Source organism: Epilithonimonas zeae (assembly GCF_023278365.1).
Classification (GTDB): Bacteria; Bacteroidota; Bacteroidia; order Flavobacteriales; family Weeksellaceae; genus Epilithonimonas; species Epilithonimonas zeae_A.
In genome coordinates this window covers 3,889,491-3,914,264 of the sequence record NZ_CP075338.1, presented here as the reverse complement: position 1 = coordinate 3,914,264, position 24,774 = coordinate 3,889,491, and the positions used below count along the sequence as shown (strand labels likewise).

Here is a 24,774-nt window from a genome sequence, read left to right as displayed (position 1 = left end):
ACAAATTTGTGATGGCCCTTACAGAATTATAATTTAAGTTTTAGTTTTTGATAAACTTAATGGTTTGAATACCTTTATCTGTAAAGATATTAATCAGATAAGTACCTTGTATCAAAGTATGAACATTCAGTTTCCTTTCGCCATACATTGTTTTCTCTGAGACTTTCTTACCATCAATTGACATAATTACAATCTTATTGATTTTCTCTTCGCCACCGAAGTATAAGACTTCTTTAACCGGATTTGGATAAATTTGGATTTTGGTCTTACCATCATTATTTATCACACCCATATCTTCATTCCAGGCTAAAACTGCTAATGATGTTTTAGATTCGCATCCGCCAACAGTTTGCGTTGCATAATAAGTGGTATTATTAACAATCAAAGTACTCATTGGTAAATTATTAATATGATTGGTTGCATCACCTGCTGTTGCATACCATTTGATATTCTGACCATTAGCAACTAAAACACTCAGCGTATCTCCGGCATTGAAGCTTTGTGTTGCCGCACCTGTAGGAGCAACTACCGCTTCTGCTTCTGTAATTGTAAATGATTGTGTTGTCTGACACTGGTTAGCATCTTTCACCGTTACAATATAAGTTCCTGCAGCTAATCCTGTCGCCGTCATCCCTGTCTGTTCCGGTGTTGTATTCCAGCTGTAAATATAATTACCCGTTCCTCCAGTAACATTAACTGTTGCTGCACCCGTCGCGCTACCATTACAAGCAACATTAGTTTGCGCTCCTGCCGTAGCAACCAATGCATCTGGTTCCGTAATCGTTACAGAAGCAGATCCTGTACAACCATTAACATCTTTTATAGTCACTGTATAAGTTCCTGCTGCAAGACCTGTTCTATTTTGAGTATCTGCGCCATCATTCCAAGCAAAAGTGTAAGGAGATACGCCACCCGAAGGTGTAAGGGTTATCGTTCCATTAGAGCTTCCATTACAAGTAACATCAGTTTTAGTTGTTGAACCAATTACTGATGATACGATCAAGGCTGCATTGTTTGAAGTTGCAACCGGTGTACACAATCCTGTTACCACAACTCGATAAACATAACCATTCAAGCCAGCTGTTGCGCCGGTAATAGACAACGTAGCTGTCGTTGCTCCGGAATATGGTGCAGTGTTGCTGATATTCGTAAAGCCGGAGCCTGAATCAACCTGCCATTGATAACCGGTAGCATTGCTTGCAGAAGCGGTAAATGTCGTGTTAGAACCTGCACAGATCGTACTTGCAATCGGTTGGGTCGTAATTACCGGAGCAGAATTAACGGTCAAGGCTGCATTGTTTGAAGTTGCAACCGGTGTACACAATCCTGTTACCACAACTCGATACAAATAACCATTCAAGCCAGCTGTTGCGCCAGTAATAGTCAACGTAGCTGTCGTTGCCCCGGAATATGGTGCAGTGTTGCTGATATTCGTAAAGCCGGAGCCTGAATCAACCTGCCATTGATAACCGGTAGCATTGCTTGCAGAAGCGGTAAATGTCGTGTTAGAACCTGCACAGATCGTACTTGCAATCGGTTGGGTCGTAATTACCGGAGCAGAATTAACGGTCAAGGCTGCACTGTTTGAAGTTGCAACCGGTGTACACAATCCTGTTACCACAACTCGATATACATTACCATTCAAGCCAGCTGTTGCTCCGGTAATAGTCAACGTAGATGTCGTTGCCCCGGAATATGGTGCAGTGTTGCTGATATTCGTAAAGCCGGAGCCTGAATCAACCTGCCATTGATAACCGGTAGCATTGCTTGCGGCAGCAGTAAACGTAGCGTTAGAACCTGCACAGATCGTACTTGCAATCGGTTGGGTCGTAATTGACGGAGCAGAATTAACGGTCAAGGCTGCACTGTTTGAAGTTGCAACCGGTGTACACAATCCTGTTACCACAACTCGATATACATTACCATTCAAGCCAGCTGTTGCTCCGGTAATAGTCAACGTAGCTGTCGTTGCTCCGGAATATGGTGCAGTGTTGCTGATATTCGTAAAGCCGGAGCCTGAATCAACCTGCCATTGATAACCGGTGGCATTGCTTGCAGAAGCAGTAAATGTCGTATTAGAACCTGCACAGATCGTACTTGCAGTCGGTTGGGTCGTAATTGACGGAGCAGAATTAACGGTCAGGGCTGCATTGTTTGAATTTTTAGGATCGCATCCCGTAGAGCCTGAAATTACTACACGATAGACATAACCGTTCATAGCGGCAGTCGCTCCTGTAACAGTTAAGGTTGATGTAGTTGCACCTGAATATGGTGCAGTGTTGCTGATATTCGTAAAGCCTGAACCAGTATTAACCTGCCATTGATACCCTGTAGCATTGTTAGCTGTAGCACTGAATGTGGTATTAGCACCCATACAAATTGTGCTGGCATTTGGTTGGGTTGTAATATTTTGTTCAGGATTAACCGTTATAGTTTTACTCATGGAATGTGCACAGCCGTAAGCATCTGTATAATCGTAAGTAATGGTTTGCGTACCCGCAGCCGGATCAAATTGACCACCACTAACGCCAGTTCCACTATATGTTCCACCCGCGGGAGAAGCTTCTGTTAAAGTGTATAAACCACTATTACTACAAAGTGCTGGGAAATTAGCAATAGTAATCGGGTTTGACGGACATAGTACTGTAATAGAATAAGCCTGAGACCCCGAACATCCGCTGGTATCGTTAACAGTGACTGTAAAATTAAATGTCCCCGTAGCAGTTGGCGTTCCCGAAATAGTTCCTGAAGTAGACAAAGTCAATCCCGGAGGAAGCGCACCTGCTGTAATAGCAAAATTAGGAGTTCCTAAAGCCCCTGTCTGCGTAAGCGTTTTACTGTAAGGACTGCCCGCAGCACCAGCTGTTAAAGCTCCGCCAGGTGTCATAGTAAACGCAGGACAAATATAAGGCGTATAAACCACATTGTCTATTCCTATATAATCTGAATTGATTCCTAAAGAACCTGCACCAGTAACAAAGTATCGAAACGCAATTCTGCCAGATGTGGGGGCTGATAAACCAGAGATAGTAATAGTATACTGAGTCCAAACCTGCGGATAGACATTTGCAACCAAAGTAGGATTTATACTAAGCAAAAGTGTAGAAAAGTCTCCAACTGTTGCGGCGCTACTCCCTGCATTGGTACTTGCTCCATTGGTACTCATTCTGACTTCCAACCTATCTGGATAGTCCGTTTGTCCTGCACCAATCGTTGGTTTCCTAGTAAAAAAACTAAAAACATCGCCATTTCTTAAAGTCCTGTTAGGAGTTATTATCCAGTTAGAAATAGTTCCGGAACTTCCTGTACTGTTAAAATTAGCTGCTATATATGCATTAGCTGCTCCATTGTAAGAATTAAACGGTCCAGGTGTTGGTGTTGCTGTTGTAGCAGTACCTTGAAACCAACCAAGAGCTCCCACAGGAGAACTGTTGTTTTGCAAAGTCCATCCATTGCTAGCTAGTGTGGCAATGTCATCAAAATTCTCAGTAAAACCCTGTGCAAAAAACAATTTTGCCCAAAGCACAATTAAGAGAATACCAATTTTTCTGTAAAAATTTCTCATATATATTATTTTTGAGGTTATTCATAGTAGTTTTAAAATAAATTCAACAATAACAACATATCCGAACACATTACTCACAAATGTAATTAAATATTTAACATAATATAATTAAATTATTCATTTAAATAAAAATTACGTAAAAATACCTAACGCAAAAAACACCATTAGGCATTAATAATAAATTCACTTTATTCCGAATTTCATAATAGTAGATTTTAGAACTTTTACAGATATTTCCTTTGTAAATCCCTATTTTTACAAAAAATTACAAATTGGACTTATCTTTAAGAACAGTTACCGTCACACGCTACATTCTTCCATTACGAGAAGGAGGTTCTTTACCAGCTTTGGCTGAGGCGGATGACGACTTCAAATATGTGTTAAAGTTCCGTGGCGCAGGACACGGCGTGAAGGCTTTGATCTCTGAATTAATCGGAGGCAAGGTTTCTCAAGTTTTAGGATTCCGTATTCCGGAGTTGGTGTTTGCTAATCTTTCTGAGGATTTTGGAAGAAGTGAGGCGGATGAAGAAATTCAAGACTTATTGAAAAACAGCTGTGGACTGAATCTCGCTCTTCATTATCTTTCCGGCGCCATCACTTATGATCCAGGCGCAGTGAAAATCGATCCGAAACTGTCCTCGGAGATTGTTTGGCTGGATGCATTTCTTACCAACATCGATCGTACTTTCCGCAATTCCAATATGTTGATGTGGCATCAGGAATTATGGCTTATAGACAACGGCGCTTCTTTATATTTCCACCACAACTGGGACAATTGGGAGAAGAATGCCGTGAGCCCTTTTGTGATGATAAAAGATCACGTTCTCCTTCCGCAAGCTTCAGAATTAGATGAAGTGAACCAACGCTTCAAAGCAATATTGACAGATGATGTTTTGAGAGAAATCGTAGAACTGATCCCTGAAGATTGGCTGCAATGGAATGACAATGAGTTGACTCCAACTGAAATCAAAGACGTTTATTTCCAATTCCTAATTCTGAGACGTGATAATTCTGATAACTTTTTAAATGAAGCCAAAAATGCAAGAGCAAAAGTTATATGAGTACGCGGTAATACGCCTGGTTCCGAAGCCTGAACGTGAAGAGTTCTTCAACGTAGGATTAATCATGTTTTCCAAAAGAGAAAAATTCATTCAGGTAAAAATTCATCTTTGTGAGGAGAAATTTCGTATCATCCATTCGAAAATAGATTATGATGATGTGAAAAAACATTTGGAATCTTTTGTCAGCATTGCCAAAGGTGAAAAATCCGCAGGTTCTATTGCTCAACTGGATATTCCGGAACGTTTCCGATGGTTAACTGCCGTGAAAAGTTCTATTATTCAAACCTCAAGACCTCATCCCGGATCAAGCCAGGATTTGGAAAAAACTTTTGAAAGATTGTTTGAAGAGTTGGTTTTGTAAAATTAATTGTACACCAAGACTTCATCTTCTTTCAGACTCTGGATAAAATAAGACGGCGTAACACCATTGATCTTTTTAAAAGCCAATACAAACACCTGAGGCGAAGCGTAACCACATTCCTCAGCCAGATAACTGATCTTGTATTCTCTATATTTAGGATCATTATATAACTTATGGACAATATAATTAATTCTTAGATTATTGATATAATTGCTAAAATTCTGGGACTTGTTATTTTTGATAATTTCTGCCAGATATTTGGAATTGGTATTAAGATGAGTCGCCAAGTGACTGACTGTAAAATCTTTTCTAAGAAACTTGTCAGATTTTTCGAAAGCTGATAACCTTCTGAGAATTCGGGCTTCTGTTTCGGCGGAGATCAAGTTTTTGTTAGAAGCTTCAAATTCATCAGTAAAATCTGGCTCAATTTGAGTATTATCTTCAATTTCGTGAATGACATTGATTGAATTTTCAGTTTGAACCGATTCAACCTTAAGCCTATCTATCATCGCCTCATAATTCTTGCGCAGTATCCTGTTATTTCTGCGAACCAAGACCCAAGACCCAAACGCTATAATTACAATCACAATCCCGCCATAGAACAAAAGCGTTTTTTTTGATTGCTCATTTTTGACATTAGCTTTTTTAATTTCATCTCTGGACTGATGAACAATTGCTTTTTTCTCAGATTGTATGATGCTATCATTGAGGGCAGTATATAATCTTAAATATTGATTCTCTTTAACATCATCCTTTAACAATCGATATGCATCCTTAATATTTCTGTATGCCATCAATCTTTCACGGTGATTACTTTTTGTTTTCTCAGTTAACAGAAGTTTTTGAGCATAATCTATCGATTGCTGATAATCCCCTTTTACAAGATAAAAACTACTCATAGATTCATAGGCTTCCAAATCCAGTATTTTAAAATATTCTGGTGCCGATTTTTCAAAAGCCATCATCTTTTTAAAATAAGGTTCCGCAAGCTCCGGCTTGGGCGGATTCACAGCATAACCATAGTAATTCCCCATATTCATCAGTTCAAAAATATAGAGATAATAGTATTTTGATTTCTGATATTCCGTAAGATTATTGGTTGGTGTAGTTTCTATAGCATCAAGACTCTTTTTAGTTGAAACATACCAATTTTTGGGATCATTTTTCCCCTCGTACATCCCTGCAAAATTTGCATAAATACGACAAAGCTGAATATGTCTATCTGCAGGATTTTCTATTTTCTCAGCATACCCAAGGGATTTGTTTAGAATTACTTCTGCTTCGGGTAATTTATCTAAAATGATATTGATTTTTCCTCGGTACAAATAGATTGCACTAAGAGCAGAGTTATTTTTCAGTTTTTCAGCCAACACTTCTGCCTCGTCACTGTATTTTCCGGACAGGATGTAATCATTTTTCATCAAGGCAATCTTTTGAAGCATCGTCAAACCTCTCAAAACACCTTGCTGAAAGTCTATCTTCTTGGATTGATCAGCCAGTTTTTTAACCTTATCCATACTGGCAATCTCTTTATCATCAATCTCAATCCTATTGTAACTATTGATGATGTTTCTTTGAGTTTCCCTGCTGGTTTGAGAATAAGAAACCGTATAAAAAGAAAAAAGAATAAGCATTAAGTAGAGCGACTTTTTCATAGAACTATCGTTTTATTTTGCAAATGAGCTCTGCTTACCCAACCAAAACCCTTTCAAAAATACAATATTCTCATAAAAACATCAAATAAATTATGCATATTTAATTCATAAAATAATATAATAGAATTTACATACATCATCATTACTCTCTGTTTACCAAATCCATAGAAAAAGCAGGCAGGCAAATCGCAATATATTCACAAGGATCATAAAAAGGATTAGAGTAACGGACTCTGGCTCCTTTTTCTATCAGAATACTTTGTCCTTTTTCCAGAATTACCGAATCGCCATCAATCTCAAAATGCTTTTTGCCTGAGATGATCAATGTAAATTCATCAAACTCGGGTGTTTGGTGTGGTTCACTCCAGTTGGGCGGTGCAACCATATGCGCAATGGAGATTTCTGAGTTTCTGGTCGAATTTCCCCAATGTTCTTCAATTAATTTCCCATCTGTTGTCGGCACAACAAAAGGGTTTGCCTGGATTCTGTACTTTTTCATATCAGATAATTTTCTTTTGTAATTTCAAAAACGACATTCAATCGTTCTGGTTCGCCAAAGTAAGCTACATTAACTTCATCTACTTTCTTTGCACCTAATTTTTCCATTGCTTTCTGAGAACGGATATTACCTTTTCCAACGTGGAAATTAACTTTATCTACAAACTGAAAAATATAATCCAGCATCAGTTTTTTAACTTGTGGATTCAGTTTGGAACCCCAGAATTTGGTTGCATAAAATGTATAACCAATGAATATCGAATGATCTTCCGGGTTATAATCATAGAACCTTGTGCTTCCGGCAATCTCACCAGTATTTTTCTCTATGATCTTGAAAGCACCTCGACTTTCCATCGCACCTTGGAAGAAGTTTTGAAAAACCTCTCTTTTGTATCGATCTTTATTCGGGTGTTGTTCCCAAATCTTTGGGTCAGAAGCCACTGAGAATAATGGCTCAAAGTCATTCTCTTCTAATGGAACTAATCTTACAAAGTCGTTCTCTAAGGTAGGTTGGATGTTCATAAATAATATTTGATAATTGATAAATGATATATTCTAAGCCAGGCTAAAGTTCTCGAAACCTTATAATTATTTTCAGCCGTGATAGACTCTGGAAAAGACTATTTTCCCATTTTTGATTTCCAGAACCTCTCCTACTTTCATATCTTCTTCTCCTTGAACTTTTCTGGTATATTCCATAAAAATCTGTTCAGAATCTGCGGTCAGCTTATTGACTTCATATTGCAAAGTCGGGAGCCTTTCAAAGCAATCTTTCCACCAAGTTCTCAAAGCGTCCTTACCTTTTATCAAACCATTGGTTTCTGGTTCTCGGATTTTAAGTTTCGGACTATAATGTTGTGCTGAATCATTATAAAGTTCAAGCAAACTATCCAAATCATGTTCATTGAAAGCTTTAAACCAAAGCATTGCGATATCTTTCAGGTTTTGTGGTGTCATATTCTGTTTACTGATACCAAATTTAAAACAAAAAGCTATTCATCAACATTATTAATTTCTAAACACAGATTATTCTAACTGATTTCTGACTTATTAGTTGTACGCTGTTTTCTAAACTGATAAATTGACCCTACAATAAAAAGTATCAAAAAGAACAGCAAAGTCTTGGCAATGATTGGATCAGTTGGTGCTTTTGCTAACGGATGTCCTATCGGAACTCTCGTAAAAGTCTCATTGACCGTCGGAACCAGTGAAAGAAAAAAACTGAAAGACAGTAGAAAATTTTCAAAATACCGGGCCGTGTGACTGGTAGATTTTTTTTCTGACAAATAAAAAGCAACAACAATCAATACTGCAATAAATAATGAAAAAATATGTCCCGGATTGAAACCGTGCTTCAACAATCCCAAAGCTGTGAGCGATGTCACAAGTGTACTATAAAAATAAATTTTGCCTGTAAGCTTTTTCAAATCGATTTTTCCATATTTTACAAATCCGATGATTGCAGATACAATCGCTATAATACCAATGATGGTATGAAAAATCCCTAAACCAGATAGTCCCATTTTTGTTTTAATTTCAAATTGTTTGTCACTATTGACATTGCAAATTTGAGGTATGAAAAAAAGAAACGTTTTGCAAAAAAGGCCAATTATTTGTGCATTTGGTTCAGGCGAAAATTAGTTGGAGAGGTATTATATTTATTGTGAAAGCTTTTGGTGAAATTCGCAAGATCATTAAAACCACATTCAAAAGCGATGTCTGTGATGCGATTATCCGAAGTCAAAAGTAGCTCCGATGCTCTCTCAAGCCTTTTATTTCTGATATAATTGGCAGGAGAATTATTATACAATTTTGCAAATTCTCTTTTGAAAGAAGAAACGCTCAAATTGGTCTTCTGTGCCAAATCTTCTACAGTAACCTGGGAAAACAAATTGGCTTCTATGACTTGTTTGAAAGTATAAGTTATAGGCGAAAAAAGCTGTGATAAGATAACATTGACGGTTTCTGCATTTTGGGTTTGGGATAGGAGAATAATAATTTCTTTCAATTTCAGAATCAAGATATCATCATTTACAAGCGCTGGCATTTCAAAATAAAACAAAAGTCCTTCAATGTATTTCTGAATCAGGAAATCATTGTTGATTTTTCCGCCTGATTGATTGCTGATAGTATTCTTCGGTGATTGTAGCAAAGATGGAAACTCTCTTTCGTAGATTTTTTTCAGAATATCTGCGTGAAAAGTCACAATTACAATCTCGCTGTTTTTGTCTGCATCTAGTTGTTCTATCTTTTTTCCGGACTGGATACAATTTAAAAACAACGAATAATTTTGAGGAATATCCAAATGAATTTCGTCCGTTTTGTATTGCATTACACCATTTTTAACATACAAAAAGCAAGCTTGTTCAGAAACAGGAAACACAAATTCAAAAGGCGGTTTCAACACTATTTTCTGAATGAATGATTTTTCATACAAATCAATTTTCTGATAGTCAATTATCATAAGTCACCTGTGTTTCAATCAATTAAAAAAGTATAGCTTTTTCCAGTTCCAGTAGTTTCTGTTTTCGCCAGATTCCACCTCCATAACCTGTTAAAGTTCCATTAGTTCCAATCACTCTATGACAAGGAATAATGATGGAGATTTTGTTAAGTCCGTTGGCGTTGGCTACTGCTCTCACTGCTTTTGGATTACCCAGAATATCGGCTTGTTGCTGGTAACTTCTCGTGGTTCCATACGGAATCGTCCTCAGGATTTCCCAGACATTCTTCTGAAAATCTGTTCCAATAGGCGCAAGAGGAACTGTAAAATCTTTTCTTTTACCGTCGAAATATTCTTCTAATTCTTTTTCCAAAGTTTTGAAATGGGCATTTTCACCTTGCACCACATTAGCTTTAAAATATTTTGAGATTTCTTCCAATTCTTTGGTTAATGATTTTCTATCGGAGAATTCCAGCATACAGATTCCGTTTTCGTTGGCGCAGGCAATCATTGCTCCAAGTGGTGTTTCGATTCTTTTGAGATCAACAATTTTTTCCATTTTCGAATTTTTAGGAGATGTTCCGATGATTGATTTGAAACTCTCATTGAAACCGCTTAAACTTTCGTAACCATTATCCAAAGCCACATCCAAAACATTCTCTCCTTGTTGAAGCTTCTTAAAAGCAGAATTAATTTTGAACATTCTCTGAAAAGCGTGAAAAGTCATCCCGTGATGTTTCAGAAACCAACGTTTCACAGCAATTGGTTGCATTCCTCTTTCAACCAAATCGATATCTTTGAATTTTAAACTTGGATCTATAGATAATTCATCCATCAGTTTCTGGATTTCCTCAGGTGTTTCATCCGGATTTTCCAGCGGTTTACAAACTTTGCAAGGTCTGTAACCTTTCAAAATTGCATCTTTTGTATTATCAAAGAACTCTACATTTTCAGGCTTTGGTTTTCTGGCTGTACAAGTTGGTCGGCAAAAGATTCCTGTCGTTTTTACGCCCATCCAAAAAACCCCTTCGAACTCAGAGTTTTTATCAAAAGAGGCTTGATACATTATTGCTTCCGTCAGTTCCATAATCATAAAAATACAGGTAAAAAATTTTGTTGCAAAAGAATCTCCTGATTGATTTCTTTCAAATTTTTATAAATATAATCATTTAAAAAATTTCCTGATGAAATCCTTTTAACACCCAATTTCTGTAGCGTTTCAAAATTAGGCAAATCTTTCATAGCCATCACATTAATTGGAAGTTTGGTAGATTTTGCAACCGTTTCAATATCTTGTTCTAAAGTAATACAAGGTACGAAAACGCCATCAATATTAAGTTCTTCAAAGATTTTAATTCGTTCTAAAGTTTCAGTTAAAGCGTTTTTCAATCCTAACAAAAAAGTATCGGTTCTGATATTGATGAACATTTCTATTCCCTTTCCATTTAATCCATCAATAATAGCTTTCAGTTTCTCGTAGAAAATTTCTTTATCTAATAACTTTCTAGTTTCATTAATCACAAAACTATCTTCCAGATTAATTCCAACCACTCCAATCTCTGAAAGTCTAGAAATATTATCAACAATCTCGTTAGGATTTTCGCCATAACCAAACTCCAAATCAACAGATAATGGAAGGTGAATAGACTTAATAATTCTTTTGATAATATAAAAATATTCTTCAAAAGACATCTGTTCTCCATCTTCGTAACCCAGACTGTGTGCAACCGCAGAACTAGAAGTCGCAATAGTTTTGTAATCCAAACTTTCATAGACTTTAGCACTTTGGACATTCCAGACATTTCCAATTAAAAATGGTTGTTCGTTTTGATGTAAATTTTTAAAATCCTGAATCTTTGTCATCTTCTTTTTTTGACAAAGTTAGTTTCACACCTTCTTTACAAACAACCGAAAACTGAACAAGTATTTTTTTGTCTAAGATTAATGGAAAATTTTTATCTTCCAAAACACAAAATCAACAGTTTTATGGATAAGAGAAAACTTCGTGAATCTATTTTCAGACATCTCGACGGGATTGTTACAGCGCCCGTAATTTCGGCTTTGTCAAAGAAAAAAGTACTGGATTTTATTTTGGCTAATGATGATCTGGAACTTTCCGAAATCAATGAAAAATTTGAAGCTAACGAAGGTTATCTGAATGTCGCATTGCGGGTTTTGGCTTCACAAGGTTTCTTGAATTATGATTTGAATAACGAATCTAATATTGTCAAAATTTCAAAAAACAACAAAACTGAAGAAGCTTTTTCTCATCAGAATATTTATGTTGATTTAGCAGAGTTTTTGGCAGATTATGATGTCATTAACTCTAAAGAACTGACTGAAAATCTCTGCAAAAAATGGATTCAGATTTTTGAGAAATACAAATCTTTTCTGAATGAGATTGTTGACGAATCTTCTCTGAATTACCAAATTCAAAAACATATCGAAGGTGCATTAATAGGGCCAATTATCATTAAACTGGGGATGAGCGGAATGTTCCACAAGTACTTTATGGAGGCCAGTTTCAGCGCAGAAGAATTCCATAAGAACCCGGAATATTTTGGAAAAATCCTTGATTATCTTTCTGAACTTGGTTGGTTTTCCAAGAAAGGGAAAAACTTCCAGTTCACCGAAACCGGATTATTTTTCGCAAGACGCGCAACGGCTTATGGCGTAACGGTTTCTTATCTTCCAATGTTCTCAAAACTGAATCAATTGATTTTCGGGAAAGCTTCAGAAATCAGAGAAATCGAAGATGGCGAAGACGAAATCCACGTGAACCGAGAAATGAATGTCTGGGGAAGTGGTGGCGCGCATTTGACTTATTTTAAAGTAATTGATGAGTTTATCATAGAGATTTTCAATCGTCCATTAAACGAGCAGCCAAAAGGAATTCTGGATATGGGTTGTGGCAATGGCGCGCTATTACAACATCTTTACGAGATTATAGAAAGACAGACTCTGCGTGGAAAACACTTAGAAGAACATCCGTTATTTCTGGTTGGCGCAGATTACAACCAAGCAGCGTTGAAAGTTACGAGAGCGAATCTCATTAAAAATGATATCTGGGCCAAAGTGATTTGGGGCGACATTGGAAATCCAAAACAACTGGCAGAAGACTTACAATCGGATTACAATATTGAATTAGGAGATTTGCTCAACATCCGAACTTTCCTTGACCACAATAGGATTTGGGAAGATGTTTTGGATATTAATTCTGACAGAATCAGCACATCAACCGGAGCTTTTGCGTTCCGTGGAAAACGATTATCCAACAAAGATGTGGAAGAAAATCTTCTGAATCACCTCAAAAAATGGACGCCTTATGTAGAAAAATTCGGATTGTTATTGATCGAATTACATACGATTTCGCCAGAAATTACTTCCAAAAATTTAGGATTAACTGCAGCTACCGCTTATGACGCAACACATGGATTTTCTGACCAATACATCGTGGAAGTGGATGTTTTCCACAGGATTTGTAAAGAATCTGGCTTGGAACCGGACACGAATCTTTTCAAGAAATTTCCTGATTCTGAGTTGGCAACCGTGAGTATCAATCTCTTGAAAAGATAATACTTTGCTTTTAATAACCAGAGGGAAAAGATTTAATTCTTATCTTCAAGAATTATAAATATTAAAAATGAAAAAATTTTGGTCTTTATTTGCTTTCATGAGTTACAGTCTTTACACTTTCGGCCAAGTTGGCGACCCTCAAGGTTTTACTGAAAATAAAATTGAAAGTGGAACAGTCTATAAAAAATACAATAACAACAAATTGGACAGCATTGTTGTGACAATGCAAGCTGTCAATTATGGCAATGCGCTCATCTTTGCTAAACTGGACAACGAAATCAAAATTACAAACGCTTCAGACGAAAATTCTGTCATCAAAATCGAATTAAAAAATAAAAAACAAATCAGAACTTTTTTCTATAAAGACAAACCTGCAATTGTTGTAGAAACTATTGATTTTGATATTAATCAATTACCGAAAAACAAAACTATAACTCGTTCTTTGTCAAATAATATCATTCAAAATGTGAGCATCAAAACCAATTATGAAGTTTTTGGTGATGATAATCCAGACAAGACTTTCAAACTTTTTTATGGATTGAATATCCGTCCCGATTTGGATAATCTGGACGCAATTTTTGAAAATATTGGAGAATTCTTCAGTGAAGAAGATGCGCTTTTGAAAATTTTCTATGGAAGTTATGCGGAAAAATTTGCGCCAAAGATTTTGACCTATTTAAAAACTAATGAATCGGGGATAATTACTGATGGAATTACTTTAGATTATCAAAATAAAAACTCCAAGGAAATCAATTCTTACAACATCTATAAAAACGGAAAAATAATCAAATCAGGAAAAGAAAATTTAGCCAATTTTCAAAAAATCTACCAAGATTATATTATCAAATTACAAGAATAATCAATCGATTTATCTTAATCTAAATATTGTTCAGAATATTTTCCGCTTGTTTGACGTGTCTCAAATTATGGTAAATCACAAAGCGGAAAGTATCGCCTAATTTCAGTTTAATGAGTTTTGAAATACTGATTAAAGTTTTCGTTTTTTCCAAGTCAACCACTTTTGCTTTCTCGAGAAGTTCGAGCATTTTATTTTGTTGATTGATGAATTCTTCAATAACAGATTTGTTCAATTGCTTATGAATTGGATTGGATATTTTCAAAGTTTTCATCTTATTGAGTTTCTCTTTCGGAAGCATCATATTGGCGAAATAATTTCCTAAAAGCCCACTTTTAAAATCAGATTTGGTTGCTGAAAATTGACTTTTTTTAATTCGATTTTCAATTTCAGGAAGATAAAATTGTCCGTAAAAATTAAGATGTTCCAGACATTCCAAAATACTCCAGCTGTCTTCTGACGTTCGAAAATTTAAAGTATCATTATTTTGATAGAGTAATGATTTAGCAAAATCAATACTATTTTCTGTGATGATTTTAAGTTCGTTAAGTAATTGATTAATTAAAATTTTCATTGTCAATATTTTTCACAAAAGTCCAAAACTTCGTTCATTAAAAGATTGATTGAAGTCAAGATTTTTTCAACCTCGATAATGTTTCCGGCGACATCCTGAGATAGTTGGCAATGTATTTATTCGGGATTTCTTGAAACAATTTCGGACTTCGTTTCAGAACTCTTTCGTATCGAATTTTAGGCGAACTGTACAGCAAATCTTTTTCACGCTCAATCTGTTGCAAAACCAAATCTTCCAGAATCGAATTCCATAATTTCAGATTCTCATTACTGGAATTGATAAATTCATAAAAATCCTTTTTGGAAGCCACCTTTACCGTTGAAGCTTTGATTGCCTGAATATAAAACTCCGAAGGTTTATCTGACAAAAAAGAATCCAATGAAACAATGATATTGCCCTGATAACCGAAACGAATAATCCGTTCTTCATCCTCATCTTCGATAAAAATCCGGACACTTCCCTCTTCTACAAAATATACATTTGTATCAATCGTTCCGGAAGTTTTGAGAAATTCATTTCGTTTTAATTTTCTTGTTTCCCAATCTAAATTCCCAAGTAAAATCTGAATCATAGCTATCACAAAAAAAATAAACCTCATAAAAATATGAGGTTTTATTATAATGTTCAAGGTTTATTTTACGGTTTTGACTCTAATCATTCCTTTGTTCTCGTGATACATCATACACATAATTTTGCCGTCTCTTTCCGGGCATTTATCCGTATTATCATAGACCAAAGATACTTTCTCGCCATCCTTTTTAGATTCCAGAATTTCGGCATTACAAACCAGATGATCTTCATTCTCGGCAACTCTCAGATACGTTCCTGTACAGTCTCTTACAATGGTTCCTGTATTCAGTCTGTCATGAACAGTAGCGCAGGAAAACAATAGTGTTGAGAAAATCCCTAGAGATAAAATGTGTGATACTTTCATAGATTTTTATTTGAAGCTAAAAGTACAATTTTAAATTATCATATTATAATGATTTTACTAACTTTGATAAAAATCTGTTACGATGAGTTCTACAACATTACATACCATTACCGAAAAATTGAAAAATGAACCTGAAGAAATCCTCAAACAGGTTTTAGGATATTTGGATGGAATCTTGGAAAACAAAAAGGATAAAAACTGGCTGGAGCATAATATGAATTACCAACTCACAGAACAACAAAAACATGAATTGGATGCAATGGAAAATTTAGCGGATGAAGATTTTATGCCTGCTGAAGAATTCCACAGAAATATGAAAGAAAAATATGGCTTTTAAAATTGAATATACACATCAAGCTGAAATTGATGTTGTAAAAGCTGTTGATTATTACATTGAAAAGACATCCCGTAAAATTGCAAAATCATTTTATAGTAAGCTGATTGAAGCCGAAAAGACTTTAAAATCAATTTCTTTTTTTCAAAAAATTCACAATGATTTTCATAGGCTTCCACTTAAAATATTTCCGTATATCATCATCTATAAAGTAGATAAAGAAAACGAAATTATAAAGATTTTCAGAATCTTCCACACCTCACAAAGTCCTGAAAAGTATCCATAAAAAAAAGCGAAAAATTTTATTTTTTCGCTTTTTTATTTTATTAGGTTGAAATTACATCGCCTCCATTTTAAACGTCATACTCTCAATCACTTTCAAAATAGCTTCCACCGTGTCCATCGATGTCAGACAAGGAACGCCGTTTTCTACGGACATTCTTCGGATTTGGAAACCGTCTCTTTCGGACTGTTTGCCTTTCGTCATCGTATTAACAACGTATTGTACTTTTCCTTTCTGAATCAAATCTATCAGGTTCACATCTTCTTCCCCAATTTTGTAACCGATTTTTGTCTGAATTCCTTTTTCTTCAAAGAATTTCGCCGTTCCTTCCGTTGCCCAAATTCTGAAGCCTGCGTTGTTGAAACGTTTTGCCAATTCAGAAGCTTCTTCTTTGTCCGCATCAGCAACAGTAAAGAGAATAGCTCCGAAAGTCGGCACTTTTCTTCCAGCACCGATTAAGCCTTTGTACAAAGCTTTTTCCAACGTCAAATCTTTCCCCATTACTTCTCCAGTTGATTTCATTTCCGGTCCTAGAGAGATGTCTACTTTCGTTAACTTACTGAAAGAAAAAACCGGAACTTTCACATAAACGCCTTCCTTGTTAGGAACCAATCCGGATTTGTATCCTAAATCTTTCAATGACGATCCGAGAATTGCTTTGGTTGCCAAGTTTGCCATCGGAACATCCGTGATTTTCGATAAGAAAGGAACGGTTCTGGACGAACGTGGATTCACCTCGATGACGAAAACTTCGCCGTTGGAAATCACGTACTGGATATTCATTAATCCAATGACATTCAAACCTTTTGCTAATCTTATCGTGTAATCTTCTAATGTTTTGATTTGAGTTTCCGTCAAAGTCTGAGGCGGATAAACTGCAATCGAATCTCCGGAGTGAACACCTGCCTTTTCAATATGTTCCATAATTCCCGGAATCACTACGGTTTCGCCGTCAGAAATCGCATCCACTTCCACTTCTTTTCCGGTCAGGTAACGGTCAATCAGAACAGGATGTTCCGGACTGGCATCCACCGCATTTTCCATATAATGAGCGAGTTCTTTCTCGTTGTAAACGATTTCCATAGCACGGCCTCCCAAAACATAACTCGGACGAACCAAAACCGGATAACCGATTTCATTAGCAATCACAATTGCTTCTTCTTTTGAAGTCGAAGTTTTCCCCAATGGTTGTGGAATTCCTAAATCCTGAAGTGCTTTTTCAAATTTATCTCTGTTCTCTGCTCTGTCCAAATCTTCAAGAGAAGTTCCCAAAATCTGAACGCCGTGAGCAGCTAATTTATCTGCCAGATTAATCGCTGTCTGTCCTCCAAACTGAACCACAACACCTTTTGGTTTTTCAAGTTCGATGATGTTCATCACATCTTCTTCCGCCAAAGGTTCGAAGTATAATTTATCCGAAATCGAGAAGTCTGTGGAAACGGTTTCCGGATTGGAGTTGATGATAATCGCTTCGTAACCCATCTGCTGAATTGCCCAAACCGAATGTACGGTTGCATAGTCAAACTCAACTCCTTGTCCAATTCTGATTGGTCCTGAACCCAAAACTATGATTTTTTCTTTTTCAGAAACCACGCTTTCATTTTCTTCTTCATAAGTTCCGTAGAAATAAGGCGTTTCCGATTCGAATTCAGCGGCGCAAGTGTCCACCATTTTGTAAACCGGCATTATTCCGTTATCTTTTCTGAACTGGAACACTTCTTTCTGAGTGGTTTCCCAAAGATGCGCGATATTCAAATCTGCGAAACCTAATTTCTTAGCCTCGAGAAGAATTTCTTTGTTGAATTTATTTTCTTTGATTGTTGTTTCGAAGTCAATCAGTTTTTTGATTTTCCAGATGAAGAATTTGTCAATTTTACTCCATTCCACAATCTGTTCCCAATCGTAACCTCTTCGTAGGGCATCGCCAATGATGAATAATCTTTCGTCATCGCAAACTCGGATTCTTCTCTCGATTTCCTCATCAGTCAAAGCATCCGCCTGTTTTTTCTTAAGTCCAAGATGTCTCAATCCTGTTTCCAAAGAACGAATGGCTTTTTGCAGAGACTCTTCGAAGTTTCTACCAATTGCCATTACTTCGCCTGTTGCTTTCATCTGAGTTGACAATCTTCTGTCCGCCGTTTCAAATTTATCAAAAGGGAATCTTGGGAATTTCGTCACCACATAATCCAAAGCTGGCTCGAAACAAGCGTAAGATGTTCCTGTTACCGGATTTTTGATTTCGTCCAATGTCAGACCAACTGCAATTTTCGCCGCGATTTTTGCAATAGGGTAACCGGTTGCTTTACTCGCTAAAGCCGATGAACGCGAAACTCTTGGATTTACCTCGATGATATAATAATTGAATGAATGTGGGTCTAATGCCAACTGAACGTTACATCCACCTTCGATTCCTAAAGCTCTGATGATTTTTAGGGAAGCGTTTCTCAACAACTGATATTCTCTGTCAGAAAGTGTCTGCGAAGGCGCCACCACAATAGAATCTCCTGTGTGAACCCCAACCGGATCGATGTTTTCCATATTACAAACCACGATGGCGTTGTCGTTGGAATCTCGCATTACTTCGTATTCGATTTCTTTGAAACCAGCGATGGATCGTTCAATCAGACATTGTGTTACGGGCGAATGTTTCAATCCCAGTTCGGCAATTTCTTTTAATTCTGCTTCAGTAGAAGCAATTCCACCACCAGTTCCTCCCATTGTAAAAGCAGGACGAACAATCACAGGATAACCGATTCTGTCTGCAAAATCCAAAGCACCTTGAACTGTGGTTACGATGTCCGATTCCGGAACCGGTTCGTTCAGTTCTCGCATCAGTTCACGGAACAAATCTCTGTCTTCCGCCTGATTGATTGCTGAAAGTTTCGTTCCTAAAACTTCTACTTTACATTCTTCAAGAATTCCGGATTTCTGTAATTCCACCGCCATATTAAGTCCGGTTTGTCCTCCCAAAGTCGGAAGAAGCGCATCCGGACGTTCTTTACGGATAATTCTGGAAACGAATTCCAAAGAAATCGGTTCAATATAAACTTTGTCGGCGATCTCCACATCCGTCATAATGGTTGCAGGATTGGAATTAATCAAAATCACTTTGTAGCCTTCTTCCTTCAGCGAAAGACAAGCCTGTGTTCCCGAATAATCAAATTCCGCCGCCTGACCAATAATGATTGGACCTGAGCCGATTACTAAAATGGTTTGTATATCTGTTCTTTTCATTTTCTATTAGATATTAGAGTCGAGAATCAAAATTCTAGACTTACATTTATTTCAAATTTTATTTCACAAGGTCACTTTTGATAACCATATTTCTGATTTCCTGCTCAAAATAATAAGCAATGTCAAAATCGTCTGTTGCCTGATTTTCTAATACTGTGACCGAAACTTTTTTCTCAGGATAATATAAATTAACCGCTGTAAATCCGGCAGGCGGAGAAAATCCAGTATGTCCAATTTCAAAAACATCTGCTTTATCATTGATTCTTAATCCGTAGCCGTAACCAATTTCCTTCTCACTAAAAAGTGTATGAATATTGGTAACAGAATAATAAATCGTTTTCTGATAGCTTTCGTTTTTCAGAATTTTCCCGTTATGAAGAAGGTCATTCCATTTTGCCAAATCCCTGGCTGTGATAATCAAATGACTTCCCGGATAAAATTCTTTTGAGTAGGGAAATTCTTCAACCAAATTCGTCCCATTTTTCGTAATCGCAAAGCTGTTAACCAGTTTTTTTTGATTTTCCGTATTAGGATAAAAGCAGTTGTTGAATCCATACTTTGCAAAAAGCTCAGTAACCAATTGTTCATAGGACTTTCCGGTTGCACTTTCCAGAATTTTCCCAAGTGTTCCATAACCGATATTCGAATATTTGAATTGAGTTCCTGGTTCAAAAAGCAGTTCGTCTTTTAGTTCCCAGGCATCAATTCCTGAAGAATTGTTCAAAAGATGATGAACTGTCACTTTATTCGCCCAATTGTATTTCAAATCCTTCAGATAAGTATTGATTGGCTGATTAAGATTAATTGTTCCTTTTTCAACTTCCAACATTACCAAAGTCGCGGTAATCTGTTTTGCTATGGACATTGATGAAAATTTGTCCTCAAGAGTCAACTTTGTTTGATTATCAACATTGGAAAATCCGTAAGCTTTTTCGTAAATGTTTTTTCCATCTTTCGTAATCACAACCACTCCATTGAATGCTCTTGGATTTTTAGTCTGAATCAAACTGTCAATCTTGTGAGACAACTGTTCCTTTTCAGCAACTTTTGTAGTGTTACAGCTTAATAAAATACCCGCAGTTAAAACTAGAAAAGAGGATTTCAAAATAATTACTTTTTAAAATTTTCCATTAATTCTACAAACTCATCAAAAAGATAATTCGCATCCTCAGGACCCGGACTTGCTTCTGGATGGTATTGAACTGAAAAACAAGGATGGATTTTGTGTTTCACTCCTTCGTTTGTTCTGTCATTCAGAGCGATATGGGTTTCTACCAAATCTGTATTTTTCAAAGATTCCTGGTCAATCGCGTAACCGTGATTTTGCGAAGTGATTGCAACTTTGTTTTTCTCTAAATCCAAAACAGGATGATTTCCACCTCTATGTCCGAATTTCAGTTTGTAAGTTTTTGCTCCACAAGCCAGACCAATCAATTGATGACCTAGACAAATCCCAAAAATCGGAACTTTTCCCAACAATTTCTGAATCATTACCAAAGCCTCCGCATTATCTTCCGGGTCGCCGGGACCGTTGGAAAGCATTATGCCGTCTGGATTCATCAGAAGAATTTCCTCGGCAGTTGTATCGTGGGACATTACGATGATATCGCAGTTTCTTTGAGACAATTCGCGGATGATTCCCAATTTGGACCCAAAATCTACCAAGACAACTTTCAATCCTCTTCCCGGACTGGCGTAAGGCGTTTTTGTTGAAACTTGCTCTACTTGATTGGTCGGAAAATTAGTCGCCTTTAGTTCTTCGATTACTGCTTTTTCATCCACATCTGTATTCACTATTTTTCCTTTCGTAACACCTTTACTTCTTAGGATTCTTGTCAGTCTTCTGGTATCAATTCCTGAAATTCCCGACAAGTTTTTCTTTTTGAACAATTCGTCCAGAGTGATTTGAGTTCTGAAATTGGAGGGCAAATCGCACAATTCCTTCACAATTAGTCCTTTGATTGCTGGTTCAATACTTTCGTAATCATCACGATTAATTCCGTAATTTCCAATCAAAGGATAAGTCATACAAACGATTTGTCCGCAGTAACTCGGGTCGGAAATCAGTTCCTGATAACCTGTCATTCCTGTGTTGAAAACCACTTCTCCAGCAGTTTCCTGCTCTGCTCCGAATCCTGTTCCGTGAAAAACTTCTCCGGATTCTAATATTAATTTCTTTTTCATTTTTACTTTTTATGTTGGAAGCTGGAGGATGGATGTTAGAGTCTTCCATCCCCCTGCTTCTCTCTTCCTTTCTTTTTATCTCAAAAAAAACACGCCCGAAAAGCGTGAATCAATATTTTAATTTTTGGAGTCGATGAATTTGAATCCTCTGTTTTCTAAATCATATTTAAGGATTGCCATTCTCGCAAAAACACCGTTCTGCATTTGCTTAAAGATTCTAGACCTTTCGCATTCAACCAATTCCGAATCAATTTCCACACCTCTGTTAATTGGCGCCGGGTGCATAATGATGGATGTCGGTTTCATTTTCGCTTCTCTTTCTTTTGTCAATCCGAATTTCTTCAAATAATCCTCAGATTTGAAATTGAAGTTTCTCTCGTGACGCTCGTGCTGGATTCTCAATAAAATCAAAACATCCACTTCTTTTACAAGATCATCGAATTGCAAATAAGTTCCGTTCACCAGCATTCCTTCGTCAAACCAAAATTCTGGCCCGGAGAAATAAACTTTCGCACCCAATCTTCTGAATAATCCTGCATCAGAATTTGCGACACGGCTGTGTTTCACATCGCCTACAATTCCGATTTTAAGACCTTCGATTTTTCCAAATTCCTGAATGATTGTCAGCGCATCCAAAATCGCTTGTGAAGGATGACTTCCCACGCCGTCACCAGCATTGACGATGCTTAATTTTGCGTCTTGCAAAGCATCATAATAACGCTTTTCCGAATGTCTGATAACCGCTAATTCTACACCAATTGCTTCCAGAGTTTTAATCGTATCCAACATTGTTTCGCCTTTAGCAATCGAGCTTTTATCAACTTCGAAGTCGATAACGTGAAGTCCCAGCTTTTTCTGAGCGACTTCAAAGCTTGTTTTGGTTCTTGTGCTGTTCTCAAAAAAGAGATTCGCTGCGAAAACATCACCATCAATTTTGCTGATTTTTCCATCTGCAAACTGTTGTGCTTCTTGTAAAATTTTCTCTATACTCTCTGTAGAGGTGCGGGAAAGTTTAATCATATCTCAAATTTTTAAATAAAAAAAACGAAGCCTAAAAGACTTCGTTAAATATAAAAAATATTGTTGTTGTCGGCAAATTTGCCAATTGTTTCTATCGCTAAATTCTGTACCAGATTCATTGGGTGCAAAGATACCAATATTTTCTATACTATGAAATCTTATTCATAATTTTTTATGTTAAATGAATGAACTTCTGCTCTAAAATTTTTACAATCAAAAATTTTCTTTACATTTGAAAGAATGATTTGCCATTATGGGATTGGATAAAAAAGACAAATTAATACTTTCGCTTCTACAAGAGGATTCTACGTTATCTGTAAAAGAAATTTCCGAAAAAATCGGACTCACTTTCACGCCAACTTATGAAAGAATCAAAAACCTTGAAAAACAAGGCGTTGTAGAAAAATATGTTGCGATTTTGAACCGAGAAAAACTCGGCATCAACATCGTGGTTTATTGCAATATCCGCCTGAAAGAACAGTCTCAAAAAACACTGAAAGAATTCGAAGATTATATTTCCAAATACGATGAAGTACAGGAAATCATCAGTCTTTCCGGCGAATATGATTATATGCTGAAAATTCTTGCAAACGACATCAATTCTTATAATAATTTCACGGTAAATGTGATTTCAAACGGACCGCATATCGGGCAATATCACAGTTCTATTGTTCTAGCCGAAGTTAAAAAGACGACTAAGTTTAAACTGGATTAATTTTCAAATCTCTCGTAGATTTTGCAAATTCAGCAAATTTTCAAGATAAATTATCTGCAAAATTTGCGTGATCAGCGAGAAACAAATTCAATATTATTTTAATTTTATCCTAATAACTTATCTCTAACTTTATTAAACTGATATTCGATTTCGCCGAGACAAAGGTTTCCTAAACTGCCTTGGTGAGAATGATTCAGCTCTTTGTAATCGTATTCGAAAAGGTCGTTTTCAATTTCTTGTCCGATTTGAATGTAAGCATCTCGGAATGATTTTCCGTTCTTCACTTCTTCGTTGATTTTTTCTACACTGAAGATGTATTTATATTTTTCATCGTCTAGAACATTGTCCTTCACTTCTATATTCGGAAGTGTGTAAATCAAAATTTCGAGACATTCTTTTAAAGAATCAATGGCAGGAAACAGAATTTCTTTGGTCAACTGCAAATCTCTGTGATAACCTGACGGCAGATTGTTTGTCACCAAAATCAATTCGTTTGGCAATCCTTGAATTCTATTACATCTTGCTCTTACCAATTCAAAAATATCAGGATTTTTCTTGTGTGGCATAATGCTGCTTCCCGTTGTAAATTCTTTAGGAAAGCTTATGAAATCGAAGTTCTGACTTAAGTAAAGACAAACATCGTAAGAAAATTTAGACAAAGTTCCAGCCAAAACCGATAAAGAATTAGCCAATAATTTTTCCGACTTTCCTCGAGTCATTTGTGCATAAACTACATTATAATTCAGTGTTCTGAAATCTAATTTATAAGTTGTACTCTCTCTGTCAATCGGGAAAGATGAACCGTAACCGGCAGCCGAACCCAATGGATTTTTATTAATGATATTCTTCGTTGCAAACAATAATTCTAAATCGTCAACTAGAGATTCTGCATATGCGCCAAACCACAACCCAAAAGACGAAGGCATCGCCACCTGCAAATGTGTGTAACCCGGCAACAAAACATCTTTATGCTGATTCGCTTTGTCTTTCAGTATTTGAAAAAACGAATTCGTCAGTTCAGTGATTTCTCTGATTTCATCTAATAAATATAGTTTTATATCCGTCAAAACCTGGTCATTTCTTGACCTTGCGGTGTGAATTTTTTTCCCAGTTTCGCCAAGTTTCTCGATGAGAATCGTTTCGATTTGTGAATGGATATCTTCTGCCGATTTATCAATTTCGAAGCTTCCTTTTTCGATGTCGATAAGAACTTCTTCCAAAACTGCAACAATCGCCTGCTCTTCATCCAAACGAATCAAACCAACTTCTGCCAGCATTTTTGCGTGAGCAATAGAACCCAACACATCGTATTTTGCTAATCTGTCGTCAAAATCCAGGTCTTTCCCGACTGTGAATTGGTTGACCAAATCATTGGTTTTTGTATTGTCTTTTTGCCAGATTTTTTTCATTCTGTAATATTTTGATATTTTGAACGCAAAGCGCGCAAAGATTTTTTATTTTATTGAAAACAAAGGTTCGCA

24 protein-coding genes are annotated in these 24,774 nt (G+C 36.5%); 7 read left to right on the top strand and 17 right to left on the bottom strand.

The features are described from left to right. Positions 1-40: 40 nt before the first annotated feature. Positions 41-3,565 carry a T9SS-dependent choice-of-anchor J family protein gene (locus KI430_RS17880; RefSeq protein WP_248876231.1) on the bottom strand — a complete coding sequence of 1,175 codons (3,525 nt, stop codon included), beginning with the start codon at positions 3,563-3,565 and terminating at the stop codon, positions 41-43. Between the two features lie 272 nt (positions 3,566-3,837). Here KI430_RS17880 and KI430_RS17875 point away from each other — a divergent pair, with 272 nt between their 5' ends. Together KI430_RS17875 and KI430_RS17870 are read left to right on the top strand one after the other, a co-directional pair. Further along, a complete protein-coding gene (locus KI430_RS17875) occupies positions 3,838-4,626 on the top strand; it encodes a HipA family kinase (protein WP_248876230.1) in 789 nt (262 codons plus the stop codon). Next, complete coding sequence (locus tag KI430_RS17870) at positions 4,604-4,987, top strand: DUF3037 domain-containing protein (protein ID WP_248876229.1); 384 nt, start codon at positions 4,604-4,606, stop codon at positions 4,985-4,987. The genes KI430_RS17875 and KI430_RS17870 overlap by 23 nt, the downstream gene beginning before the upstream one ends. 2 nt (positions 4,988-4,989) lie before the next feature. Here KI430_RS17870 and KI430_RS17865 read toward each other — a convergent pair whose 3' ends face one another. The 8 genes from KI430_RS17865 to KI430_RS17825 form a co-directional block, all read right to left on the bottom strand. Next, on the bottom strand, positions 4,990-6,642 hold the full coding sequence (locus tag KI430_RS17865) for a helix-turn-helix domain-containing protein (RefSeq protein ID WP_248876228.1): 1,653 nt from the start codon (positions 6,640-6,642) through the stop codon (positions 4,990-4,992). Between the two features lie 142 nt (positions 6,643-6,784). Continuing rightward, the gene (locus KI430_RS17860; RefSeq protein ID WP_248876227.1) at positions 6,785-7,141 is read right to left on the bottom strand and encodes a cupin domain-containing protein; all 357 of its coding nucleotides are present in this window, start codon (positions 7,139-7,141) and stop codon (positions 6,785-6,787) included. Further along, positions 7,138-7,662 carry a GNAT family N-acetyltransferase gene (locus tag KI430_RS17855; protein ID WP_248876226.1) on the bottom strand — a complete coding sequence of 175 codons (525 nt, stop codon included), beginning with the start codon at positions 7,660-7,662 and terminating at the stop codon, positions 7,138-7,140. The genes KI430_RS17860 and KI430_RS17855 overlap by 4 nt, the downstream gene beginning before the upstream one ends. A gap of 72 nt (positions 7,663-7,734) precedes the next feature. Then, positions 7,735-8,097 carry a nuclear transport factor 2 family protein gene (locus KI430_RS17850; protein ID WP_248876225.1) on the bottom strand — a complete coding sequence of 121 codons (363 nt, stop codon included), beginning with the start codon at positions 8,095-8,097 and terminating at the stop codon, positions 7,735-7,737. 74 nt (positions 8,098-8,171) lie between these two features. Next, entirely contained in the window at positions 8,172-8,663 is a 492-nt protein-coding gene (locus KI430_RS17845; protein WP_248876224.1) for a hypothetical protein, read from the bottom strand. An 86-nt stretch (positions 8,664-8,749) separates the two neighbouring features. Next, complete coding sequence (locus tag KI430_RS17840; protein WP_248876223.1) at positions 8,750-9,604, bottom strand: helix-turn-helix domain-containing protein; 855 nt, start codon at positions 9,602-9,604, stop codon at positions 8,750-8,752. A 22-nt stretch (positions 9,605-9,626) separates the two neighbouring features. Then, a complete protein-coding gene (locus tag KI430_RS18090; protein ID WP_317231437.1) occupies positions 9,627-10,670 on the bottom strand; it encodes a bifunctional transcriptional activator/DNA repair enzyme AdaA in 1,044 nt (347 codons plus the stop codon). Between the two features lie 2 nt (positions 10,671-10,672). After that, positions 10,673-11,446, bottom strand: coding sequence for an isocitrate lyase/phosphoenolpyruvate mutase family protein (locus tag KI430_RS17825; protein ID WP_248876222.1), 774 nt, complete (start codon positions 11,444-11,446; stop codon positions 10,673-10,675). Between the two features lie 123 nt (positions 11,447-11,569). Between KI430_RS17825 and KI430_RS17820 the strand changes: the two genes are divergently transcribed. Together KI430_RS17820 and KI430_RS17815 are read left to right on the top strand one after the other, a co-directional pair. Further along, a complete protein-coding gene (locus KI430_RS17820) occupies positions 11,570-13,159 on the top strand; it encodes a class I SAM-dependent methyltransferase (protein WP_248878376.1) in 1,590 nt (529 codons plus the stop codon). A gap of 67 nt (positions 13,160-13,226) precedes the next feature. Further along, positions 13,227-14,018: a hypothetical protein gene (locus KI430_RS17815; protein ID WP_248876221.1), complete on the top strand. Its 792-nt coding sequence runs from the start codon at positions 13,227-13,229 to the stop codon at positions 14,016-14,018. Positions 14,019-14,037: 19 nt separating this feature from the next. Here KI430_RS17815 and KI430_RS17810 read toward each other — a convergent pair whose 3' ends face one another. The 3 genes from KI430_RS17810 to KI430_RS17800 are packed head-to-tail and all read right to left on the bottom strand — an operon-like array spanning position 14,038 to position 15,523. Continuing rightward, positions 14,038-14,589, bottom strand: coding sequence for a DinB family protein (locus tag KI430_RS17810; RefSeq protein WP_248876220.1), 552 nt, complete (start codon positions 14,587-14,589; stop codon positions 14,038-14,040). 55 nt (positions 14,590-14,644) lie between these two features. Next, positions 14,645-15,160, bottom strand: coding sequence for a Crp/Fnr family transcriptional regulator (locus KI430_RS17805; RefSeq protein WP_248878374.1), 516 nt, complete (start codon positions 15,158-15,160; stop codon positions 14,645-14,647). 60 nt (positions 15,161-15,220) lie between these two features. Further along, on the bottom strand, positions 15,221-15,523 hold the full coding sequence (locus tag KI430_RS17800; RefSeq protein ID WP_248876219.1) for a hypothetical protein: 303 nt from the start codon (positions 15,521-15,523) through the stop codon (positions 15,221-15,223). A gap of 82 nt (positions 15,524-15,605) precedes the next feature. On the opposite strand from KI430_RS17800, the gene KI430_RS17795 reads away from it, so the two are divergent. Together KI430_RS17795 and KI430_RS17790 are read left to right on the top strand one after the other, a co-directional pair. Then, positions 15,606-15,860 carry a hypothetical protein gene (locus KI430_RS17795; RefSeq protein WP_248876218.1) on the top strand — a complete coding sequence of 85 codons (255 nt, stop codon included), beginning with the start codon at positions 15,606-15,608 and terminating at the stop codon, positions 15,858-15,860. After that, positions 15,850-16,143 (top strand): type II toxin-antitoxin system RelE/ParE family toxin, encoded by a 294-nt coding sequence (locus tag KI430_RS17790; RefSeq protein ID WP_248876217.1) that lies wholly within the window; start codon positions 15,850-15,852, stop codon positions 16,141-16,143. Before KI430_RS17795 ends, KI430_RS17790 begins: the two co-directional genes overlap by 11 nt. 51 nt (positions 16,144-16,194) lie before the next feature. On the opposite strand, the gene carB is transcribed toward KI430_RS17790, so the two are convergent. The 4 genes from carB to KI430_RS17770 form a co-directional block, all read right to left on the bottom strand. Then, positions 16,195-19,374: a carbamoyl-phosphate synthase large subunit gene (gene carB / locus KI430_RS17785; RefSeq protein ID WP_248876216.1), complete on the bottom strand. Its 3,180-nt coding sequence runs from the start codon at positions 19,372-19,374 to the stop codon at positions 16,195-16,197. Between the two features lie 58 nt (positions 19,375-19,432). Then, a complete protein-coding gene (locus KI430_RS17780; RefSeq protein ID WP_248876215.1) occupies positions 19,433-20,479 on the bottom strand; it encodes a serine hydrolase domain-containing protein in 1,047 nt (348 codons plus the stop codon). A 5-nt stretch (positions 20,480-20,484) separates the two neighbouring features. Continuing rightward, positions 20,485-21,558, bottom strand: a complete 1,074-nt coding sequence (locus KI430_RS17775) for a carbamoyl phosphate synthase small subunit (RefSeq protein WP_248876214.1) — start codon at positions 21,556-21,558, stop codon at positions 20,485-20,487. Between the two features lie 117 nt (positions 21,559-21,675). After that, entirely contained in the window at positions 21,676-22,578 is a 903-nt protein-coding gene (locus KI430_RS17770; protein ID WP_248876213.1) for an aspartate carbamoyltransferase catalytic subunit, read from the bottom strand. 253 nt (positions 22,579-22,831) lie between these two features. Here KI430_RS17770 and KI430_RS17765 point away from each other — a divergent pair, with 253 nt between their 5' ends. Beyond that, a complete protein-coding gene (locus KI430_RS17765) occupies positions 22,832-23,293 on the top strand; it encodes an Lrp/AsnC family transcriptional regulator (protein WP_317231436.1) in 462 nt (153 codons plus the stop codon). Positions 23,294-23,397: 104 nt separating this feature from the next. Here the strand turns inward: KI430_RS17765 and argH are convergent, their stop codons facing one another. Beyond that, entirely contained in the window at positions 23,398-24,702 is a 1,305-nt protein-coding gene (gene argH, locus KI430_RS17760; RefSeq protein ID WP_248876212.1) for an argininosuccinate lyase, read from the bottom strand. Positions 24,703-24,774 lie beyond the last annotated feature (72 nt).